The sequence below is a fragment of the Rhodanobacter sp. OR87 genome, assembly GCF_000473345.1.
Classification (GTDB): Bacteria; Pseudomonadota; Gammaproteobacteria; order Xanthomonadales; family Rhodanobacteraceae; genus Rhodanobacter; species Rhodanobacter denitrificans.
Map to the genome: position 1 here is coordinate 1 of NZ_AXBJ01000011.1, position 15,783 is coordinate 15,783.

14 protein-coding genes are annotated in these 15,783 nt (G+C 68.0%); 8 read left to right on the top strand and 6 right to left on the bottom strand.

Annotated features, from left to right (window positions below; translation table 11 throughout):
• Nucleotides 1-266, top strand: a 266-nt coding sequence (locus RHOOR87_RS19185) for a transposase (RefSeq protein WP_043795515.1), incomplete at its 5' end; no start/stop codon positions are given.
• A 110-nt stretch (nt 267-376) separates the two neighbouring features.
• Here the strand turns inward: RHOOR87_RS19185 and RHOOR87_RS0111070 are convergent.
• Entirely contained in the window at nt 377-826 is a 450-nt protein-coding gene (locus RHOOR87_RS0111070) for an SPFH domain-containing protein (RefSeq protein ID WP_027485038.1), read from the bottom strand.
• A gap of 410 nt (nt 827-1,236) precedes the next feature.
• Between RHOOR87_RS0111070 and RHOOR87_RS0111075 the strand changes: the two genes are divergently transcribed.
• The 6 genes from RHOOR87_RS0111075 (at nt 1,237) to RHOOR87_RS0111100 (ending at nt 9,814) form a co-directional block, all read left to right on the top strand.
• The gene (locus tag RHOOR87_RS0111075) at nt 1,237-2,247 is read left to right on the top strand and encodes a LacI family DNA-binding transcriptional regulator (RefSeq protein ID WP_027485039.1); all 1,011 of its coding nucleotides are present in this window, start codon (nt 1,237-1,239) and stop codon (nt 2,245-2,247) included.
• Nucleotides 2,248-2,415: 168 nt separating this feature from the next.
• On the top strand, nt 2,416-5,226 hold the full coding sequence (locus RHOOR87_RS0111080) for a TonB-dependent receptor (RefSeq protein WP_027485040.1): 2,811 nt from the start codon (nt 2,416-2,418) through the stop codon (nt 5,224-5,226).
• Nucleotides 5,227-5,359: 133 nt separating this feature from the next.
• Nucleotides 5,360-6,823, top strand: coding sequence for a glucoamylase family protein (locus RHOOR87_RS0111085; RefSeq protein WP_027485041.1), 1,464 nt, complete (start codon nt 5,360-5,362; stop codon nt 6,821-6,823).
• Entirely contained in the window at nt 6,820-8,121 is a 1,302-nt protein-coding gene (locus RHOOR87_RS0111090; protein WP_027485042.1) for a sugar ABC transporter substrate-binding protein, read from the top strand. The genes RHOOR87_RS0111085 and RHOOR87_RS0111090 overlap by 4 nt, the downstream gene beginning before the upstream one ends.
• Nucleotides 8,118-8,996 carry a sugar ABC transporter permease gene (locus tag RHOOR87_RS0111095; RefSeq protein WP_027485043.1) on the top strand — a complete coding sequence of 293 codons (879 nt, stop codon included), beginning with the start codon at nt 8,118-8,120 and terminating at the stop codon, nt 8,994-8,996. The genes RHOOR87_RS0111090 and RHOOR87_RS0111095 overlap by 4 nt, the downstream gene beginning before the upstream one ends.
• Before the next feature lie 44 nt (nt 8,997-9,040).
• Complete coding sequence (locus RHOOR87_RS0111100) at nt 9,041-9,814, top strand: carbohydrate ABC transporter permease (protein ID WP_231381782.1); 774 nt, start codon at nt 9,041-9,043, stop codon at nt 9,812-9,814.
• Nucleotides 9,815-9,896: 82 nt separating this feature from the next.
• Here RHOOR87_RS0111100 and RHOOR87_RS0111105 read toward each other — a convergent pair whose 3' ends face one another.
• The 4 genes from RHOOR87_RS0111105 to xth form a co-directional block, all read right to left on the bottom strand.
• Nucleotides 9,897-10,730, bottom strand: coding sequence for a pirin family protein (locus tag RHOOR87_RS0111105; RefSeq protein WP_027485045.1), 834 nt, complete (start codon nt 10,728-10,730; stop codon nt 9,897-9,899).
• Between the two features lie 103 nt (nt 10,731-10,833).
• On the bottom strand, nt 10,834-11,580 hold the full coding sequence (locus tag RHOOR87_RS0111110) for a DUF4336 domain-containing protein (RefSeq protein ID WP_027485046.1): 747 nt from the start codon (nt 11,578-11,580) through the stop codon (nt 10,834-10,836).
• A 77-nt stretch (nt 11,581-11,657) separates the two neighbouring features.
• Nucleotides 11,658-12,335, bottom strand: a complete 678-nt coding sequence (locus tag RHOOR87_RS0111115) for a YecA family protein (RefSeq protein ID WP_015449193.1) — start codon at nt 12,333-12,335, stop codon at nt 11,658-11,660.
• A complete protein-coding gene (gene xth, locus RHOOR87_RS0111120; protein WP_027485047.1) occupies nt 12,332-13,144 on the bottom strand; it encodes an exodeoxyribonuclease III in 813 nt (270 codons plus the stop codon). The genes RHOOR87_RS0111115 and xth overlap by 4 nt, the downstream gene beginning before the upstream one ends.
• A gap of 222 nt (nt 13,145-13,366) precedes the next feature.
• Here xth and RHOOR87_RS0111125 point away from each other — a divergent pair, with 222 nt between their 5' ends.
• Nucleotides 13,367-13,576, top strand: coding sequence for a cold-shock protein (locus RHOOR87_RS0111125; RefSeq protein ID WP_007512189.1), 210 nt, complete (start codon nt 13,367-13,369; stop codon nt 13,574-13,576).
• Nucleotides 13,577-13,681: 105 nt separating this feature from the next.
• Here the strand turns inward: RHOOR87_RS0111125 and RHOOR87_RS0111130 are convergent, their stop codons facing one another.
• Nucleotides 13,682-15,739, bottom strand: a complete 2,058-nt coding sequence (locus RHOOR87_RS0111130) for a M3 family metallopeptidase (protein ID WP_027485048.1) — start codon at nt 15,737-15,739, stop codon at nt 13,682-13,684.
• Between the last annotated feature and the right edge of the window lie 44 nt (nt 15,740-15,783).

Here is a 15,783-nt window from a genome sequence, read left to right on the forward strand (position 1 = left end):
AGACAGGGGGCGGTCGCGCCGCGACCGAGGTCAAGGGAGCGCGCTGGGTGAACGTGGTGCTCGGCAACGTCAAACGAGCGATCAGCGGTTGCTACCACGCCATGCGCCAGGCCAAGTACGCGCGGCGCTATCTGGCCGAAGCCGCCTACCGCTTCAACCGCCGTTTCCGACTTGCCGAGCTGCTGCCGCGACTGGCGCGCGCCATGACCCTGTGCAAGCCTTGGCCAGAGACGAAATTGCGCGCCGTCGACAATTTTCATGGCTGAGCGTCGTCGCTAATCAGGTCCCGTCAAAGGAAGACCCGCCGAAGCGGGTCGAAGGCTTGCAAATCCCCTGCGGCGCGGGCGCTCTCGGGCGCCCTGGCGCGGTGCACGACTCAGGCCACGTCGAGCTCGACCCGGGTCACCATCATGCCGCGCTCACGCAACGAGCTGTTCAAGGACTGCTTCACTTTCGCGCCGAGGTCGCGGCGGTCGGCGACCGGCTCGCTGCGCAAGGCTTCCTGCGCGCCGCGGCGGATCAACTGGTCGACCTGCTCGAACACCGCGTCGGCACGCTCGGGCTCCAGCACCTGCCAGTACACCGTGCCGCGCACGTCGTGCGCATCGGCCAGCGGCTCCTCGAAACGCAGGGTCTGGCCGGCCAGGTTGATCTTGTGTCCGACCCGATCCAGCAGCGGCAGCACCATGTGCGTGCCGGCCTCCAGCACGCGCAGCAGTCGGCCGTGGCGATACAGGCTGTAGACCTGGCCGGCCGGCACGCGCCTGACCGCACTGGCAAGCAGGACGGCGGGGAGTGCGAGCAGCAGGGTCAGCAGAGTCGTCATGGCCTGATAAAACAGTAGTTTGCCTCTGGTTTCTTCACTATTTGCGATAGCTTGAGGATACAGTGGCCTGAGCCCGCAAAGATTAACCTTCATTTAACGACAAAACCAAGCCTTTAACAACCGGCGCCGAGCCGGGTATTGGCGACGCCATTCACAGAATCGGAAGATCCGCACGACGGCATGCCTGAATCATGCCAACAGGCCGGCTGTTGCACCGCCGTAGCGCCTTCCTCCCGGCGCCACTGCTGCCACCACTGGCGATCCAACCGTCGCGCCAGCCACGAAGGTGCGAAAGCTGCGGCAGCGCAACAGAAAAGTTTGCTTTACAAGCACTTTACAATGCGCCATGAAAACGTTTACGTTGCCGCGGCGATGGGGTTTTCTGCACGTTTTGACCGGACACATCCAGGATGTCGGCAGCAACCATCAAAGATGTAGCGCGCGAGGCCGGGGTTTCGGTGGCCTCGGTGTCGCGTGCACTGAACGGCGGCCACGGGGTGACCGCCGAAACCAGCCGGCGCATCCATGAAGCCGCGCAACGCCTGCACTACGTGCCGCATGCCGCGGCACGCATGCTGATCACCCGCCGCACCAACACCGTCGGCGCACTGCTGCCGGACCTCTACGGCGAGTTCTTCTCCGAACTGATCCGCGGCATCGACCTGGCCGCCCGCGCGCGCGGCCTGCACCTGCTGGTGTCCAGCTCGCACGACGACGCCGACGCCGCCGCCGTTGCGCTGCGCGCGATGCAGGGTCGCGTCGATGGCCTGCTGCTGATGTCGCCACACGCCGACGCCGACTTCCTGCGGCAGAACCTGCCGCACGATCTGCCCACCGTGCTGATGAACACCCGGCCGGCCGGCAGCGACTACTGCGCGCTGTCGGTGGACAACGACGGCGGCGCCCGCCTGATGGTCGAGCACCTGCTGTCGCTGGGCCACCGGCGCATCGCCTTCATCCAGGGGCCGCCCGGCAACCGCGACGCCGGCGAGCGCGAGCACGGCTACCGCGAGGTGCTGGCCAGCCACACGCCGGGCAGCCCCGCGATCACCCTGGAAGGCGATTTCAGCGAGGAATCCGGCTACCGCGCCGGCCGGCAGGTGCTGGCGATGCGGCCGCGACCGGACGCCGTGTTCGCTGCCAACGACATGATGGCGATCGGCTGCATGGCGGCGCTGCGCGAGGCCGGCATCTGCGTGCCGGAAGAGATCGCCATCGGCGGTTTCGACGACGTGCCGATGGCGCGCTACGTGACGCCGCCGCTGACCACCATCCAGGTGCACATCGCCGAACTCGGCGGCCAGGCGATGGCGCTGCTGGGCGAGCAGATCGACCACCCCGGCAGCGTGCCCGCCGGCACCCGACGCCACGTCGGCGCCGAGCTGGTCGTGCGCGCCTCCAGCGGGGCGGCGATCGCGTAGCGACACCGACAGTTTGACGACGCGGGATCGCGTCGGACGGAAGCGCCCGCGACAACCGGGCAGCTGGCGCGGAGGGATCGAGGGAATCCGCCGACGGGCAACACCCCAGCAACGCGGCAACAGAAAAGTCCGAACTACTTGCAACGACCTACGGGAGAGGATCAGCTCATGGCCAACCAACGCACGCTACCCAGGCACATCTCACTGGCCCTCGCCGGCCTGCTGCTCACCACGCTCGCGCTGCCGGGCGTGCAGGCCCAGACCAGCACGGCGACCCTGCGCGGCCGCGTCAGCGCCGCACAGGGGCAGGTACCCACCGAGGTCGTCGCCACCAATGTCGCCACCGGCTTCGTCAGCAAGGCCAGGGTCAACGCCGACGGCAGCTATACCCTGGCCGGACTGGCGCCAGGCAGCTACACCATCAGCTCCGGCGGCGCCAGCCGGACCGTCACCGTGCAGGTCGGCCAGTCGCTGAACCTGAACCTGGACGCCGCCGCCGCGCCAAGCACCGCCAGCGCCACCACCCTGCAAAGCGTCACGGTGAACGCAGCCACGCTGGTCGAGACGCGCACCTCGGAGGTGGCCACCAACGTCACCCAGAAGCAGATCCAGACGCTGCCGCAGAACGAGCGCAACTTCCTCGACTTCGCCAAGCTGGTGCCGGGCGTGGTCACCTCGCGTGATCCCACCCAGAAAACCTTCTCCTCGGGTAGCCAATCGGCCGAGAATGTAAACGTTTTCATCGACGGCGCCAGCCTGAAGAACAACGTGCTCAAGGGCGGCATCGCCGGGCAGGATTCCACCCGCGGCAACCCGTTCTCGCAGGAGGCGGTGCAGGAATTCCGCGTGCTGACCAACAACTACAAGGCCGAGTACGAGCAGGCCGGCACCGCGATCATCACCGCGGTCACCAAGTCGGGCACCAACGAGTTCCACGGCTCGCTGTACGACTACTACCAGAACCAGGGGATGATCGCGCAGAACTCGTTCGACAAGAAAAACCACGTCAAGAAGCCCGACTACAAGCGCGAGCAGCGCGGCTTCACGCTAGGCGGCCCGATCATCAAGGACGTGGCGCAGTTCTTCATCAACTACGAGGAGCGCAAGGACACCGCCAACAACACGGTGCAGATCAACGACCCGCGCTTCGCCCAGTACAACGGCACCTTCTCGGCGCCGTTCAACGAGAAGGCCTTCTTCGGCAAGTTGAGCTGGCAACCGAACCACGACAACAACGTCGACCTCAGCCTGACCACCCGCCGCGACAGCGAGCAGCTCGGCTTCGGCGGCACCACCGCCTACAGCGCGCGCAGCAACCGCAAGAACAACGTCGACGACCTGCTGGTGAAGTGGCAGTCGCGCGGCGACAGCTGGATCAACGACCTGCTGCTCGATGCCGGCATGGCGAAGTGGCACCCGACCTCGGCCGAGTCCGGCTCGGTGCGCCGCATCTACGACCCGGGCATCGCGGTGATCGGCAGTGGCAGCGACCTGCAGGACAAGGGCCAGGACCAGCGCACCCTGCGCGACGACTTCACCTGGTTCGGCCTGCCCGACCACACCATCAAGGCGGGCATCAAGTACGCCGCCTACGGCATCACGCTGGAACAGAACAGCGCCACCGTGCCCACCTACTACTTCCAGGAAGGCGCGGCCTTCCCCGGCGGCTTCAACTCGCCGTACAAGGCGGTGTACTCGCCCACCGGCGCCAGCGCCAACCTGCACACCAACCAGCTCGGCCTGTACGTGCAGGACGACTGGGACATCACCGAGCGCCTGCAGCTGAACCTGGGTCTGCGCTGGGACTACGAGACCAACGCGCTGAACAAGGATTACGTGACGCCGGCGGTGCAGATCCCCACGCTGGAATACCTGGGCCTGCAGGACTACATCAGCACCGGCCACAACCGCGACGGCTACAAGGGTGCGATCCAGCCGCGGCTGGGCTTCTCGCTGGACGTCAGCAAGGACGGCGACCAGAGCACCACCATCTTCGGCGGCGCCGGCCGCTACTACGACCGCACGCCGTTCGACTGGATCAGCCAGGAGGAACTGCACTCGCTGGTGCCGAACTACACCTTCCTGTTCAGTCCGGGCGGCGTCACCCCGGGCACCATCGCGTGGGATCCGAGCTACCTCACCCCGGCCGGCCTCAACAGCCTGCTGGCCTCCGGCCAGGCCGGCTTCAGTTCCGAGATCGACGTGGTCAACAACCACACGAAGCCGCCGCACACCGACCAGTTCAGCCTGGGCGTGCGCCAGCTGATGGGCGACTGGACCGCGTCGCTGACGCTGGCCCGCGTGCTCGGCTACGACCAGTTCACCTGGGTGTGGAACCGCCTGCCGGAGCCGGGCTTCGTGCTCAACCAGATGCCGGGCAGCCCGTATGGCGTGGTGCTGCACAACACCGACAAGAAGACCCAATCCAGCAGTGTGCTGATCAGCATCGACAAACCGTACACCGAGGCCTCCGGCTGGGGCGTGGGGCTGGCCTATACCTATCAGCGCGCGCGCCAGCAAGGCAACGACAACTACTCGCTGGACTACGTCGATCCGGCCGGCTACCCCGCCGGCCACGTCGGCGAGAAGCAGCACCTGGTGCTGAACGGCATCGTGCGCGGACCGTGGGACACCCGCCTGACCGGCATCTTCACCTACGGCTCCGGCCTGCCCTACGACTACTTCGCCAACGTACCGGGCTGCGACTACAACTGCATCTTCTTCCACAACGGCAAGTACGGGCAGAAGTACCTCAACCTCGACCTGTCGATCGCCAAGGAATTCCGCTGGGGCGAGAGCCAGGCGCTGGAGCTGCGCTTCGACGTGATGAACGTGTTCAACCGCGACGTCGACAACGGCTATATCAACAACCAGTACAACTGGGGCACGACGAACCCGAACCCCGACTTCGGCCGCGCCACCAGCGCCGACCCGAACCAGACCCGCCGCTTCCAGATCGGCGCGCGCTACACGTTCTGATCCAGCCGCGGCAGCCGGCATCGCCGCTTCACCCGTCCGCCCGCAGATTGCGGGCGGACGTCTGCATGGCCCTGTGAATCCGTGTGAAGCTGCGGGTTCGCGCGGCTGCAAACGCACCCTACGGCGGACCCTCATGACGCTTTCTCCACGGCCCGCGTGGCTGCTCTCGCTACTGCTCGGTTTCGCCCTGATCCTCGCGGCCCCGGCCAGCCCGGCGTGGCAGGCGCAGCCCGCCGCCGTCACCCAGGCCCGCGCGCCGGTCGTGCCGGCGCTGGTCGACGATCTCGAACAGCGCAGCTTCCGTTTCTTCTGGGACAGCGCAAACCCGGCCAACGGGTTGGTCCCCGATCACTATCCCGGCGAGTCGTTTTCCAGCATCGCCGCGGTCGGCTTCGGCCTGACCGCCTACGGCGTCGGCGTGGAGCGCGGCTACATCAGCCGCGCGCAGGCGATCGAACGCACCCTGGCCACGCTGCGCTTCTTCGACACCGCGCCGCAGAACGCGAGCGAGGACGAGGCCAGCGGCTACCGCGGCTTCTTCTACCACTTCCTCGACATGCGCAGCGGCAAGCGCTATGCGCGCTGGACCGAGTTGTCCACGGTGGACACCACCTTGCTGCTCGGCGGCGTGCTGTTCGCGCAGTCGTACTACGACCGCGACACGCCGGCCGAACGCACGATCCGCGTGCTGGCCGACCGCATCTACCGCCGCGTCGACTGGCGCTGGGCGCAGGCGCGCCCGCCACTGATCAGCATGGGCTGGACACCCGGCGGCCGCTTCATCCCGAGCGACTGGGAGGGCTACAACGAGGCCATGCTGCTGTACGTGCTGGCGCTGGGCTCGCCCACCCACCCGGTCGACGGCGACGCCTGGCGCGCATGGACCCGCACCTACGACCGCCACTGGGGCAGGTTCGAAGGCCAGCAGCTGCTGAACTTCGGCCCGCTGTTCGGCCACCAGTACAGCCATGCGTGGATCGACTTCCGCGGCATCCGCGACGCCTGGAGCCGCGCGCACGACCTGGACTACTTCGAGAACAGCCGCCGCGCGGTGATCGCCCAGCGCAACTACGCCATCGCCAACCCAGGCCGCTGGAGCGGCTACGGCCCGAACGTGTGGGGGCTGACCGCCAGCAACGGCCCCGGCGGCTTCGTGGTGGAAGGCCACGGCCGGCGCGAGGCGTTCCACGGCTACACCGCGCGCGGCGCCGGACTCGGCTACCTGGTCGACGACGGCACCATCGCGCCGACCGCCGCCGCCGGCTCGATCGCGTTCGCGCCGGAGCTGGTGATCCCGGCGCTGGAAGAAATGAAGCGCCGCTACGGCAAGGCCATCTACGGCGAGTACGGCTTCGTCGACGCGTTCAACCCCAGCTTCCACGTGCAGACTCCACTGCGTACCGGCAAACTGCTGCCGATGGGCTGGGTCGACACGGTGTACCTGGGCATCGATCAGGGTCCGATCGTGTTGATGATCGAGAACTGGCGCAGCGACTTCGTGTGGAACGTGATGAAGAAGAATCCGTACATCCGCCGGGGACTCCAACGCGCCGGCTTCACCGGCGGCTGGCTGGACGCGGGGGCTGCGGAAAAATGAAACCGGGCGGGCGCCCGCGGCGGCCGTGGCGCAGTCGGTGGCTGGCCGCGATCGCCGCGGGCAGCGTGCTACTGGGCGGCTGTTCACCGGCACCGGCGGGACACGAACTCACCTTCTGGACCATCGGCCGCGAGGGCGAGGCGATCGCCCAGCTGCTGCCGGCGTTCGAGCGCGCGCACCCGGGCATCACGGTGAAAGTGCAGCAGCTGCCGCTGACCGCGGCGCACCAGAAGCTGCTCACCGCGTTCGCCGGCAACTCCACGCCGGACCTCAGCCAGCTCGGCAACACCTGGCTGCCCGAGCTGGCCGCGCTGCAGGCACTGGAACCGCTGCAGGCACGCGTGGACGCCTCGGCTGTGGTGCAACCGCGCGACTACTTCGCCAGCATCTGGGCCACCAACGTGATCGACGGCACCTTGTATGGCGTGCCGTGGTACGTCGACACGCGGCTGCTGTTCTACCGCAAGGATCTGCTTGCGGCCGCCGGCTTCGCCGCGCCGCCGCGCAACTGGGCCGAGTGGCGGCGCCAGCTCGCCGCGCTGAGCGAGCCGGCGCGGCACCGCTACGGCATCCTGCTGCCGACCAACGAGTACGAGCAGCTGATGTCGCTGGCGCTGCAGCAGAGTGAACCGCTGCTGCGCGACGGCGGCCGCTACGGCAACTTCGAGAGCGCCGGCTTCAAGCGCGCGCTGAGCTTCTACGTCGACACGTTCAAGCTGCAGCAGGCGCCGGCGATCACCAACGTGGAGGCCGGCAACCCGTGGACGGAATTCGGCCGCGGCGTGTACGCGTTCTACCTGTCCGGGCCGTGGAACCTCGGCGAATTCCGCTCGCGCCTCCCGGCATCGCAGCAGGACGACTGGGCCACCGCGCCGCTGCCCGGCCCCGACGGCGCCGGCATCGGCGTGGCCGGCGGCTCCAGCCTGGTGATCTTCCGCGCCTCGAAGCACAAGGACGCCGCCTGGCAGCTGATCGAGTACCTGTCGCAGCCGGCGGTGCAGCAGCGCTTCTACGAGCTGCTCGGCGACCTGCCGCCGCGGCGCAGCTCGTGGCAGGGCGCCGCACTGCGCGACGATCCGAAGCTGCGCGCGTTCCGCGAGCAGTTGGAACAGGTGCGGCCGGCCCCGCCGGTGCCGGAGTGGGAGCGCATCGCCAACGAGATGCAGCTGGTCGCCGCCGAGGCGATCGCCGGCCGGCTGAGCATCGACCAGGCCGCGGCCGAGATCGATCGACGCGCCGACGCGATCCTGGCCAAGCGCCGCTGGGTGCTCGACCATGCGCGGGAACACACGCCATGAAGCCGCCGCGCAGCGCCTGGCTGTTCCTCGCCCCGGCACTCGTGGTGCTGGGCGTGTTCTTCCTGTTGCCGGTGCTGGCCGCACTCATCCTCAGCCTCACCGACTACGACCTCTACGCGCTGGCCGACCTGCGCAACCTGCGCTTCGTCGGCCTCGGCAATTACTGGGCGCTGCTGCACCGGCCGCTGTTCTGGTCCGCGCTGGGCCACACCGTGTATTTCGTGGCGGTAGGCGTGCCGTTATCGATGGGCGCTTCGCTGGGTGCGGCGCTGCTGCTGAACTCGCCGCTGGCGCGCTGCAAGGCGCTGTTCCGCACCGCGCTGTTCGCCCCGGTGGTGACCACGGTGGTGGCGGTGGCGGTGATCTGGCGCTACCTGTTCAACACCAAGTACGGCATGGCGAACCATGTGCTGGACCTGCTCGGCATCCACCCGATCGACTGGCTGGGCGATCCGCACTGGGCGATGCCGACCATCATCGCGTTCGCGGTGTGGAAGAACTTCGGCTACAACATGATCATCTTCCTGGCCGGGCTGCAGGCGATCCCGCCGGAGCTGTACGAAGCCGCGCGCATCGACGGCGCATCAAGCTGGCGGCAGTTCCGCCACATCACCCTGCCGATGCTGAAACCGACCCTGCTGATGGTGGCGATCCTTACCGTGTCGGGCTACTTCCAGCTGTTCGCCGAGCCCTACGTGATGACCGAGGGCGGCCCGCTGCAGAGCACGGTGAGCGTGCTGTACCTGATGTACGACGACGGCTTCAAGTGGTGGAACCTAGGCTCCGCCTCGACGGTGGCGTTCCTGCTGTTCCTGCTCATGTTCGCGGTGACCGTGCTGATGCTGAAGCTGTCGCGCCGCGGAGGCGAGCCGTGAACCCGCGTCTGGCGAAGGCGCTGGTCAACGGCCTGCTGCTCGGCATGGCGGCAGTGGCGCTGTTCCCGCTGCTGTGGATGCTGTCGGTCTCGTTCATGGCACCGGGCGAGGCCAGCGCGCTGCCGCCGCCGCTGCTGCCGGCGCATGCCACGCTCGGCAACTACCGCGAGCTGTTCGTGCGCGCCGGCATGGGCCGCTACCTGCTCAACAGCGTGCTGGTGGCCGGTGCGGTCACCGCGCTGTCGCTGGTCTTCAACCTGATGGCCGGCTACGCCTTCGCCAAGCTGCGCTTCGCCGGGCGCGAACGATTGTTCCGCGCGCTGCTCGGCGCGCTGGTGATCCCGGCGCAGGTGGCGATGCTGCCGCTGTTCCTGCTGCTGAAGTACGCGGGCCTGGTCAACAGCTACGCCGGCGTGGTCGCGCCCGCGCTGGCCAGCGTGTTCGGCATCTTCCTGGTGCGCCAGTACGCGCGCGGCATCCCCGACGAACTGCTGGAGGCCGCGCGCATCGACGGCGCCGGCGAGTGGCACATTTTCACGCGGATCGTGCTGCCGCTCTTGAAGCCGATCATCGTGACGCTGGCGATCTTCACTTTTCTCGCCGCCTGGAACGACTTCATGTGGCCGCTGATCGCGCTGACCGGGCAGGAGCATTACACGCTGCCGATCGGGCTGGCCTCGCTGGCGCGCGAGCACGCGCAGGACAGCGAGCTGATGATGGCCGGCTCGGTGGTCACCGTGCTGCCGGTGCTGGCGCTGTTCCTGGCCCTGCAGCGCCATTACCTGCAGGGCCTGCTGCTGGGCAGCGTGAAGGGCTGAACCGTTCCAATGGAGCAAAGCGCTCCTTGCATGCCCCCTCTCCCGGAGGGAGAGGGGGCATCGCGAGAGGCGTGTTGCTTTATCAGAACTTGCCGGCGCGGAAGTCGGCGATCGCCTGGTGGATCTGCTCGGGCGTGTTCATCACGAACGGGCCGTAGCGGGTGACCTGTTCGTTCAGCGGCTGGCCGGCGACCACCAGCAGGCGCGACGGCTTGTCGGCACCCGCCAGTTGCAGTTGCTCGCCTTCGGACAGCACGCCCAGCTCGCTGCGGCGCAGCTGCTCGCCACCGACCAGGGCCGACTCGCCCTCGAACACGTAGGCGAAGCCGTGATGCCCGGGCGGCAGCTCCAGGGTGTACTGCGCGCCCGGCTGCAGGCTGACGTCCAGGTACACCGGCGCGGTGGCGATGCCCTCGACCGGGCCGGTGGCGCCGGCCAGCGTGCCGGCGATCACCTTCACTTCGACGCCGTCGGCCGGACGCACGACCGGAATGCGCTCCGGGCCGATGTCCTGGTAGCGCGGCGCGGTCATCTTGTCCTTCGCCGGCAGGTTCACCCACAACTGGAAGCCCCACATCAGGCCGTTCTCCTGCTGCGGCATCTCCGAGTGCAGGATGCCGCGGCCGGCGGTCATCCACTGCACGCTGCCGGGGCTTAGGTCGCCGCGGTTGCCGTGGTTGTCGCCGTGCTGCATGTGGCCGGCCAGCATGTAGGTGACCGTCTCGAAGCCGCGATGCGGATGCTCGGGGAAGCCGGCGATGTAGTCGTCGGCGCTGTCGGAGTGGAACTCGTCCAGCAGTAGGAACGGGTCGAGCATGTCCAGCGCGGGCTGGCCGATGATGCGCTTGAGCTTCACGCCAGCGCCGTCGGACGTGTCCATGCCGCGGAAGCGGCGGGTGATGTGGCGATCGCTCATGGGGTGCTCCGGCTGGGAAGACATGCCCGCCAAGATGGTCCTGTTCGCGCTCCAATCCAAGCGGCGTCACCGGAACGGATCGTTCCGGTGGCGCGACACCGGCTCAGTCGAGCCAGCGAAAGGCCCGGCGCAACTCGGCCATGGCGTGGTCCGGAAACCAGCGCCCGTGCGCCAGCACCACGCGCTGCGGCCGCCACGCCAGCATCCGTGCCAGGCAAGCGCGCGCCTGGCGTTTGCGGCCCAGAAAGGTCAGGCGCATGTCCGATGGCGCCTTGCCATCGGGATCCAGTACGCCACCCAGCCGGGCCAGCCAGCGCATCGGGCCGTGCAGCCTGGCGAGTTCAAAATTCTCGATCAGGTCGGTGAGGATCAGCGTACCGCTGGCGCCATGCAGGAACACGAACTCCTGCATGACGCGACTGCCGCGGAAGCGCAGCTGCTCGATGCTGCCGGCCCAGTCTGGTGGCGGCGCGTCGTCCAGATCGGCGTCGAAATGCACCTCAATCCGCTGGCTGGCCGCGCGCTGGCGCACCCCGGGCGAAGCCCACGCCGTGGCGTGCGGATAGCGCCGCTTCCACGCGGCGATGTGAGCGTAATGAAGCAGGTTGGGCGACACCAGGTGGTGCACCGGGCCGAGCGCATCGATCGCCTCGAACAGGTCCGCGTCGGGCGCGATCGGCGAGTGGCACCACAGCCCGCCGTCAGGCAACCGCACCACCGTCATGCGGGTAGGGAACGGCATGCGCAGGCCCAGCGCCGCCATCGCCACCACCGGACCGTCGACGATCCAGATGTCGGCGGCGACCGGCTTCAACGTGTTGAGCGGGGTATACAAGCCGAGTTCCGTCACGAATGACCTCGCGGGTGCTGCAGGAGCCCGCTTGCGGGCGATGGTTTGCTCCGGTTCCCGAATCCGATTCCCGGCCCTCAATGCACCCAGTGGCCGCTGCGCTGGCGCGGCGGCGAACTGTCGTCGTCGTCGGCTGGACGCTGCTGCAGCACCATCGCCTCGACTTCCGCCTCGGTGGCGGGCTTGGCCTGCCAATACTGGTTCACCGCGCCGAGCACGGCCGGCACCTGGGCCAGGCATTCGTCGTATTCGTCGTCGCTGAGCTTCTCGAACTCGGCGTCGGCGCTGAGGATGCCTTCGTCCACCGCCAGCGCCATCACCGGGCCGAGCAGTTCCATCAGCTGCGGATCCTCGGCCAGCCGGCTCTCCCACAGCCCGGCGCGCAGGTCGATGCCGCGGCTGAAACCTTCGCACCAGCCGGCGGCGGACAGCATCGGGCCGCCCTCCAGCTCGACCTCGCCGAGGATCGGCTCGTAGGCGTCGACCTCGAGCTCGGCGACGATCGAATCGTTGAGCTTGGCCAGCAGCGCCAGCACCCGGTTGCCTTCGTCCTCGTCGGTGAACGGCTCGTGCAGCACCTCGGGCAGCCACTCGTCCGGCAGCACCAGCAGCGGGCCGACTGCCAGCGCCGAGAGCAGGCCGTGCACGCCGTCCAGCAGCAGGTCGCCTTCGCCGGTGTGCGCGCGCAGGTAGCGGTCCAGTTCATCCAGCTCGTTGTCGTCCAGCGAGCTGGGCCATTCGCTTTTTGCAGTCATGTCGTTCGGAGATCCAGGTCCAGCGTCACCGGCGTGTGATCCGAAGGTCGCTCCCAGCGGCGCGGCTCACGGTCGATCGCCGCCGCGGTGGCGGCGGATTTCAGGGCATCGCCGATCAGGATCAGATCGATGCGCAGACCCATGTTGCGGCGGAACGCGGCCTGCCGGTAATCCCACCAGCTGTAGTGCCCGGGCTCCGCCTGGAACAGCCGGAAGCTGTCGTGCAGGCCGAGGTCGGTGATCGCCTTCAGCGCGGCGCGCTCCGGCGGCGAGCACAGGATGTCCTCGCCCCAGGCCACCGGGTCGTAGACGTCGCGGTCGTCCGGGCAGATGTTGAAGTCTCCCAGCACGACCAGGTTCGGGTGGCGTTCCAGCTCATGCGCCAGGAACTCGCGCACCTTGGCCAGCCAGTCCAGCTTGTACGCGTACTTCTCGTCGCCGACCGCCTTGCCGTTGACCACATAGAGATTCACCACGCGCAGCGTCTGCCGCGGACCCGAGGCGGGGTCGCCGACGCTGGCGGCGAGGATCCGTCGCTGCGGATCATGCAGGCCGGGAATGTCGGTGACCACCTCGCCAAAGTCGTCATGGACGCCGTCGCGGGCCAGGATCGCCACCCCGTTGTACGTCTTCTGGCCCGAATACACCGCCCGATAGCCCGCCGCCGCCAGCTCGTCCACCGGAAATTTCGCGTCCTCCAGCTTGGTTTCCTGCAGCGCCACCACGTCCGGCCGCGTGTCGGCCAGCCACTGGGTCAGCTGCGGCAGGCGCACCTTCAGCGAGTTGACGTTCCACGAGGCGATCTTCATGGCGCCATTGTACGGGATGCGCCGCTGGCCCCCGCGGTGCGGGCAGGTTTGACCGGGCGGCGAGCCAAGATGAACGGAGGCGGTGAAAAACCCCCCGGAACGCTTGTTCCAGTGTATGCTGTCCGAGCAAGAATCCGAGGAAACTCCTATTTTTGCTTCTTTTGCGGCCCGTGCCTTGCGCACCCGGACGCAAACACTTCCATGCTTCAAAGGTAAAGTTACATGTCGGATCGTCAGAGCGGTACAGTCAAGTGGTTCAACGACGCCAAGGGTTTTGGCTTCATCACCCCGGAAAGCGGTGATGACCTGTTCGTGCATTTCCGCGCGATCCAGGGCACGGGCTTCAAGTCCCTGCAGGAAGGTCAGCGCGTCACGTTCATCGTCACCAAGGGCCAGAAAGGCCTGCAGGCTGAGGAAGTCCAGGCGGTCTGAAGTCCCACGGACTCCAAACCCCTGAAAAAAAGCCCGCTTCGGCGGGTTTTTTTTGCTTCACGGGAGCCCGCTGACGGGCTCCCGTGAACGGGCCGGCGATGGTGTTCAGGCCAGCCCGTGGCTGCGCAGCAACGCCTCCGGTTCCGGCTTGCGGCCGCGGAAGGCGACGAAACTTTCCAGCGCCGGGCGGCTGGCGCCAACGGCAAGAAACTCGTGGCGGAAGCGCTCGCCGGTGGCGCGGTCGATCACGCTGCCACCTTCTGCCGCGCGCTGCTCGAACGCACCGAACGCGTCGGCACTGAGCAGTTCGGCCCACAGGTAGCTGTAGTAACCGGCCGCGTAGCCGCCGGCGAAGATGTGGCTGAAGCCGTGCGGGAAGCGCTGCCACGCTGGCGGGTGCAGCACCGCGACCTGCTTGCGCACGTCTTCCAGCACGGCCAGCGCGCGCGCACCCTGCGCCGGGTCGTACTCCAGGTGCAGCAGGAAATCGAACAGCGCGAATTCCAGCTGGCGCACCAGGAACAGGCCGGCGTGGAAGTGCCGCGCCGCCAGCATGCGTTCGAACAGTTCGTCGGGCAGCCGTTCGCCGGCCTGCCAGTGGCGCGCGAACAGGTCCAGCGCCTCGCGGTTCCAGCCGAAGTTCTCCATGAATTGGCTGGGCAGCTCCACCGCATCCCATTCCACGCCGTCGATGCCGCCGATCGAGGGCAGCGCGATCTCGGTGAGCAGGTGGTGCAGGCCGTGGCCGAATTCGTGGAACAGGGTCAGCACGTCGTCATGGGTGAGCAGGGCCGGCTTGCCCTCGGTGGGCGGCGCGAAGTTGCAGGTGAGGAACGCCACCGGCAGCTGCATGTGTTCACCATCGTCGAAGCGCGCGCGGCAGACGTCCATCCATGCGCCGCCGCGCTTGCCGTTGCGTGCGTAGAGGTCTACGTAGGCGCCGGCGAACACGCGGCCGGCGGCATCGCGCACGTCGTAGTAGCGCACCTCGGGATGCCACACGTCGACGCCCTCGCGCACGGCGAGGGTGATGCCGTAGAGTTTTTCGGCGAGGCCGAACAGGCCGTCGATCACCGCCGGCAGCGGGAAGTACGGCTTCAGCTGTTCCTCGTCCAGCGCGTAGTCGCGCTGGCGCAGCTTCTCCGCGGCGTAGCCGACGTCCCACGATTCGAGGTTGTCGAGTTTCAGCTCGGTGCTGGCGAACTCGCGCAGCCGCGCCAGCTCGCGCTGCGCCACCGGCTTCGCGCGTACGGCCAGGTCGTGCAGGAATTCCAGCACCTCGGTCGGCGAGGCGGCCATCTTGGTCGCCAGCGATTCCTCCGCCGCGTTGGCGAAGCCGAGCAGCTGCGCCGCCTCGTGCCGCAGCGCCATGATGCGCTCGATGCGCGCGCCGTTGTCGAACTTGCCCGCGTCCGGCCCCTGGTCGGAGGCGCGCGTCTGGTAGGCCCAGTACACCCGCTCGCGCAGGCCGCGGTTGTCGGCATAGGTCAGCACGGCCTGCACGCTGGGCTGCTTCAGGGTGACCAGATAGCCGTCCAGCTGCTGGTCCTCCGCGTATTGGCGCAGCACCGCGCGGCCGGACTCGGGCACGCCGGCAAGGTCGCGCTCGTCGGTGACGTGTTCGTGCCACGCCTCGCTGGCATCCAGCACGGCATTGGAGAATTCGGTGGAAAGGCGGCTCAGCTCGACCCCGATCGCGCGGAAGCGCGAACGCGCCGGCTCCTCCAGCGCCACGCCGGACAAGCGGAAATCGCGCAGCGCATGTTCGACCAGCGCGCGCTCGGGCCGCGGCAGCGCGGCGAAATCCGCCGCCGCGGCCAGCGCCTGCACCGCGGCGTACAGCTCGCGGTTCTGGCCCAGCTCGATCGCGTGCTCGGTGAGCTTCTCCTCGGCCGGCCCGTAGACCTTGCGCAAGGCTTCGCTGTCGGCCACCGCATGCAGGTGCGACACCGGCGCCCAGGCCCGCGCCAAGCGCTGCTCCAGCCGCTCCTGGGTCAGCATCACGTGGCCGAAATCGCGCGGCGCGCCGGGCGCGACCAGCGCGTCGATGCCGGCGCGATAGTCGGCCAGGAGGGCGTCGATCGCCGGCTCGACGTGTTCGGGAAGGATCTGCGCGAACGCCGGCAGCGTGTCGTCGGCCAGCAGCGGGTTGGGGTGACTCATGGACGCTCCTTTGCGAAGCCGCCAGCGTGGCGACCCCGCCGGCC

Coding starts and splice junctions, on each gene's coding strand:
- RHOOR87_RS0111070 (WP_027485038.1), bottom strand. CDS start 826: ATGACGACTCTGCTGACCCTGCTGCTCGCACTCCCCGCCGTCCTGCTT.
- RHOOR87_RS0111075 (WP_027485039.1), top strand. CDS start 1,237: ATGTCGGCAGCAACCATCAAAGATGTAGCGCGCGAGGCCGGGGTTTCG.
- RHOOR87_RS0111080 (WP_027485040.1), top strand. CDS start 2,416: ATGGCCAACCAACGCACGCTACCCAGGCACATCTCACTGGCCCTCGCC.
- RHOOR87_RS0111085 (WP_027485041.1), top strand. CDS start 5,360: ATGACGCTTTCTCCACGGCCCGCGTGGCTGCTCTCGCTACTGCTCGGT.
- RHOOR87_RS0111090 (WP_027485042.1), top strand. CDS start 6,820: ATGAAACCGGGCGGGCGCCCGCGGCGGCCGTGGCGCAGTCGGTGGCTG.
- RHOOR87_RS0111095 (WP_027485043.1), top strand. CDS start 8,118: ATGAAGCCGCCGCGCAGCGCCTGGCTGTTCCTCGCCCCGGCACTCGTG.
- RHOOR87_RS0111100 (WP_231381782.1), top strand. CDS start 9,041: ATGGCGGCAGTGGCGCTGTTCCCGCTGCTGTGGATGCTGTCGGTCTCG.
- RHOOR87_RS0111105 (WP_027485045.1), bottom strand. CDS start 10,730: ATGAGCGATCGCCACATCACCCGCCGCTTCCGCGGCATGGACACGTCC.
- RHOOR87_RS0111115 (WP_015449193.1), bottom strand. CDS start 12,335: ATGACTGCAAAAAGCGAATGGCCCAGCTCGCTGGACGACAACGAGCTG.
- xth (WP_027485047.1), bottom strand. CDS start 13,144: ATGAAGATCGCCTCGTGGAACGTCAACTCGCTGAAGGTGCGCCTGCCG.
- RHOOR87_RS0111125 (WP_007512189.1), top strand. CDS start 13,367: ATGTCGGATCGTCAGAGCGGTACAGTCAAGTGGTTCAACGACGCCAAG.
- RHOOR87_RS0111130 (WP_027485048.1), bottom strand. CDS start 15,739: ATGAGTCACCCCAACCCGCTGCTGGCCGACGACACGCTGCCGGCGTTC.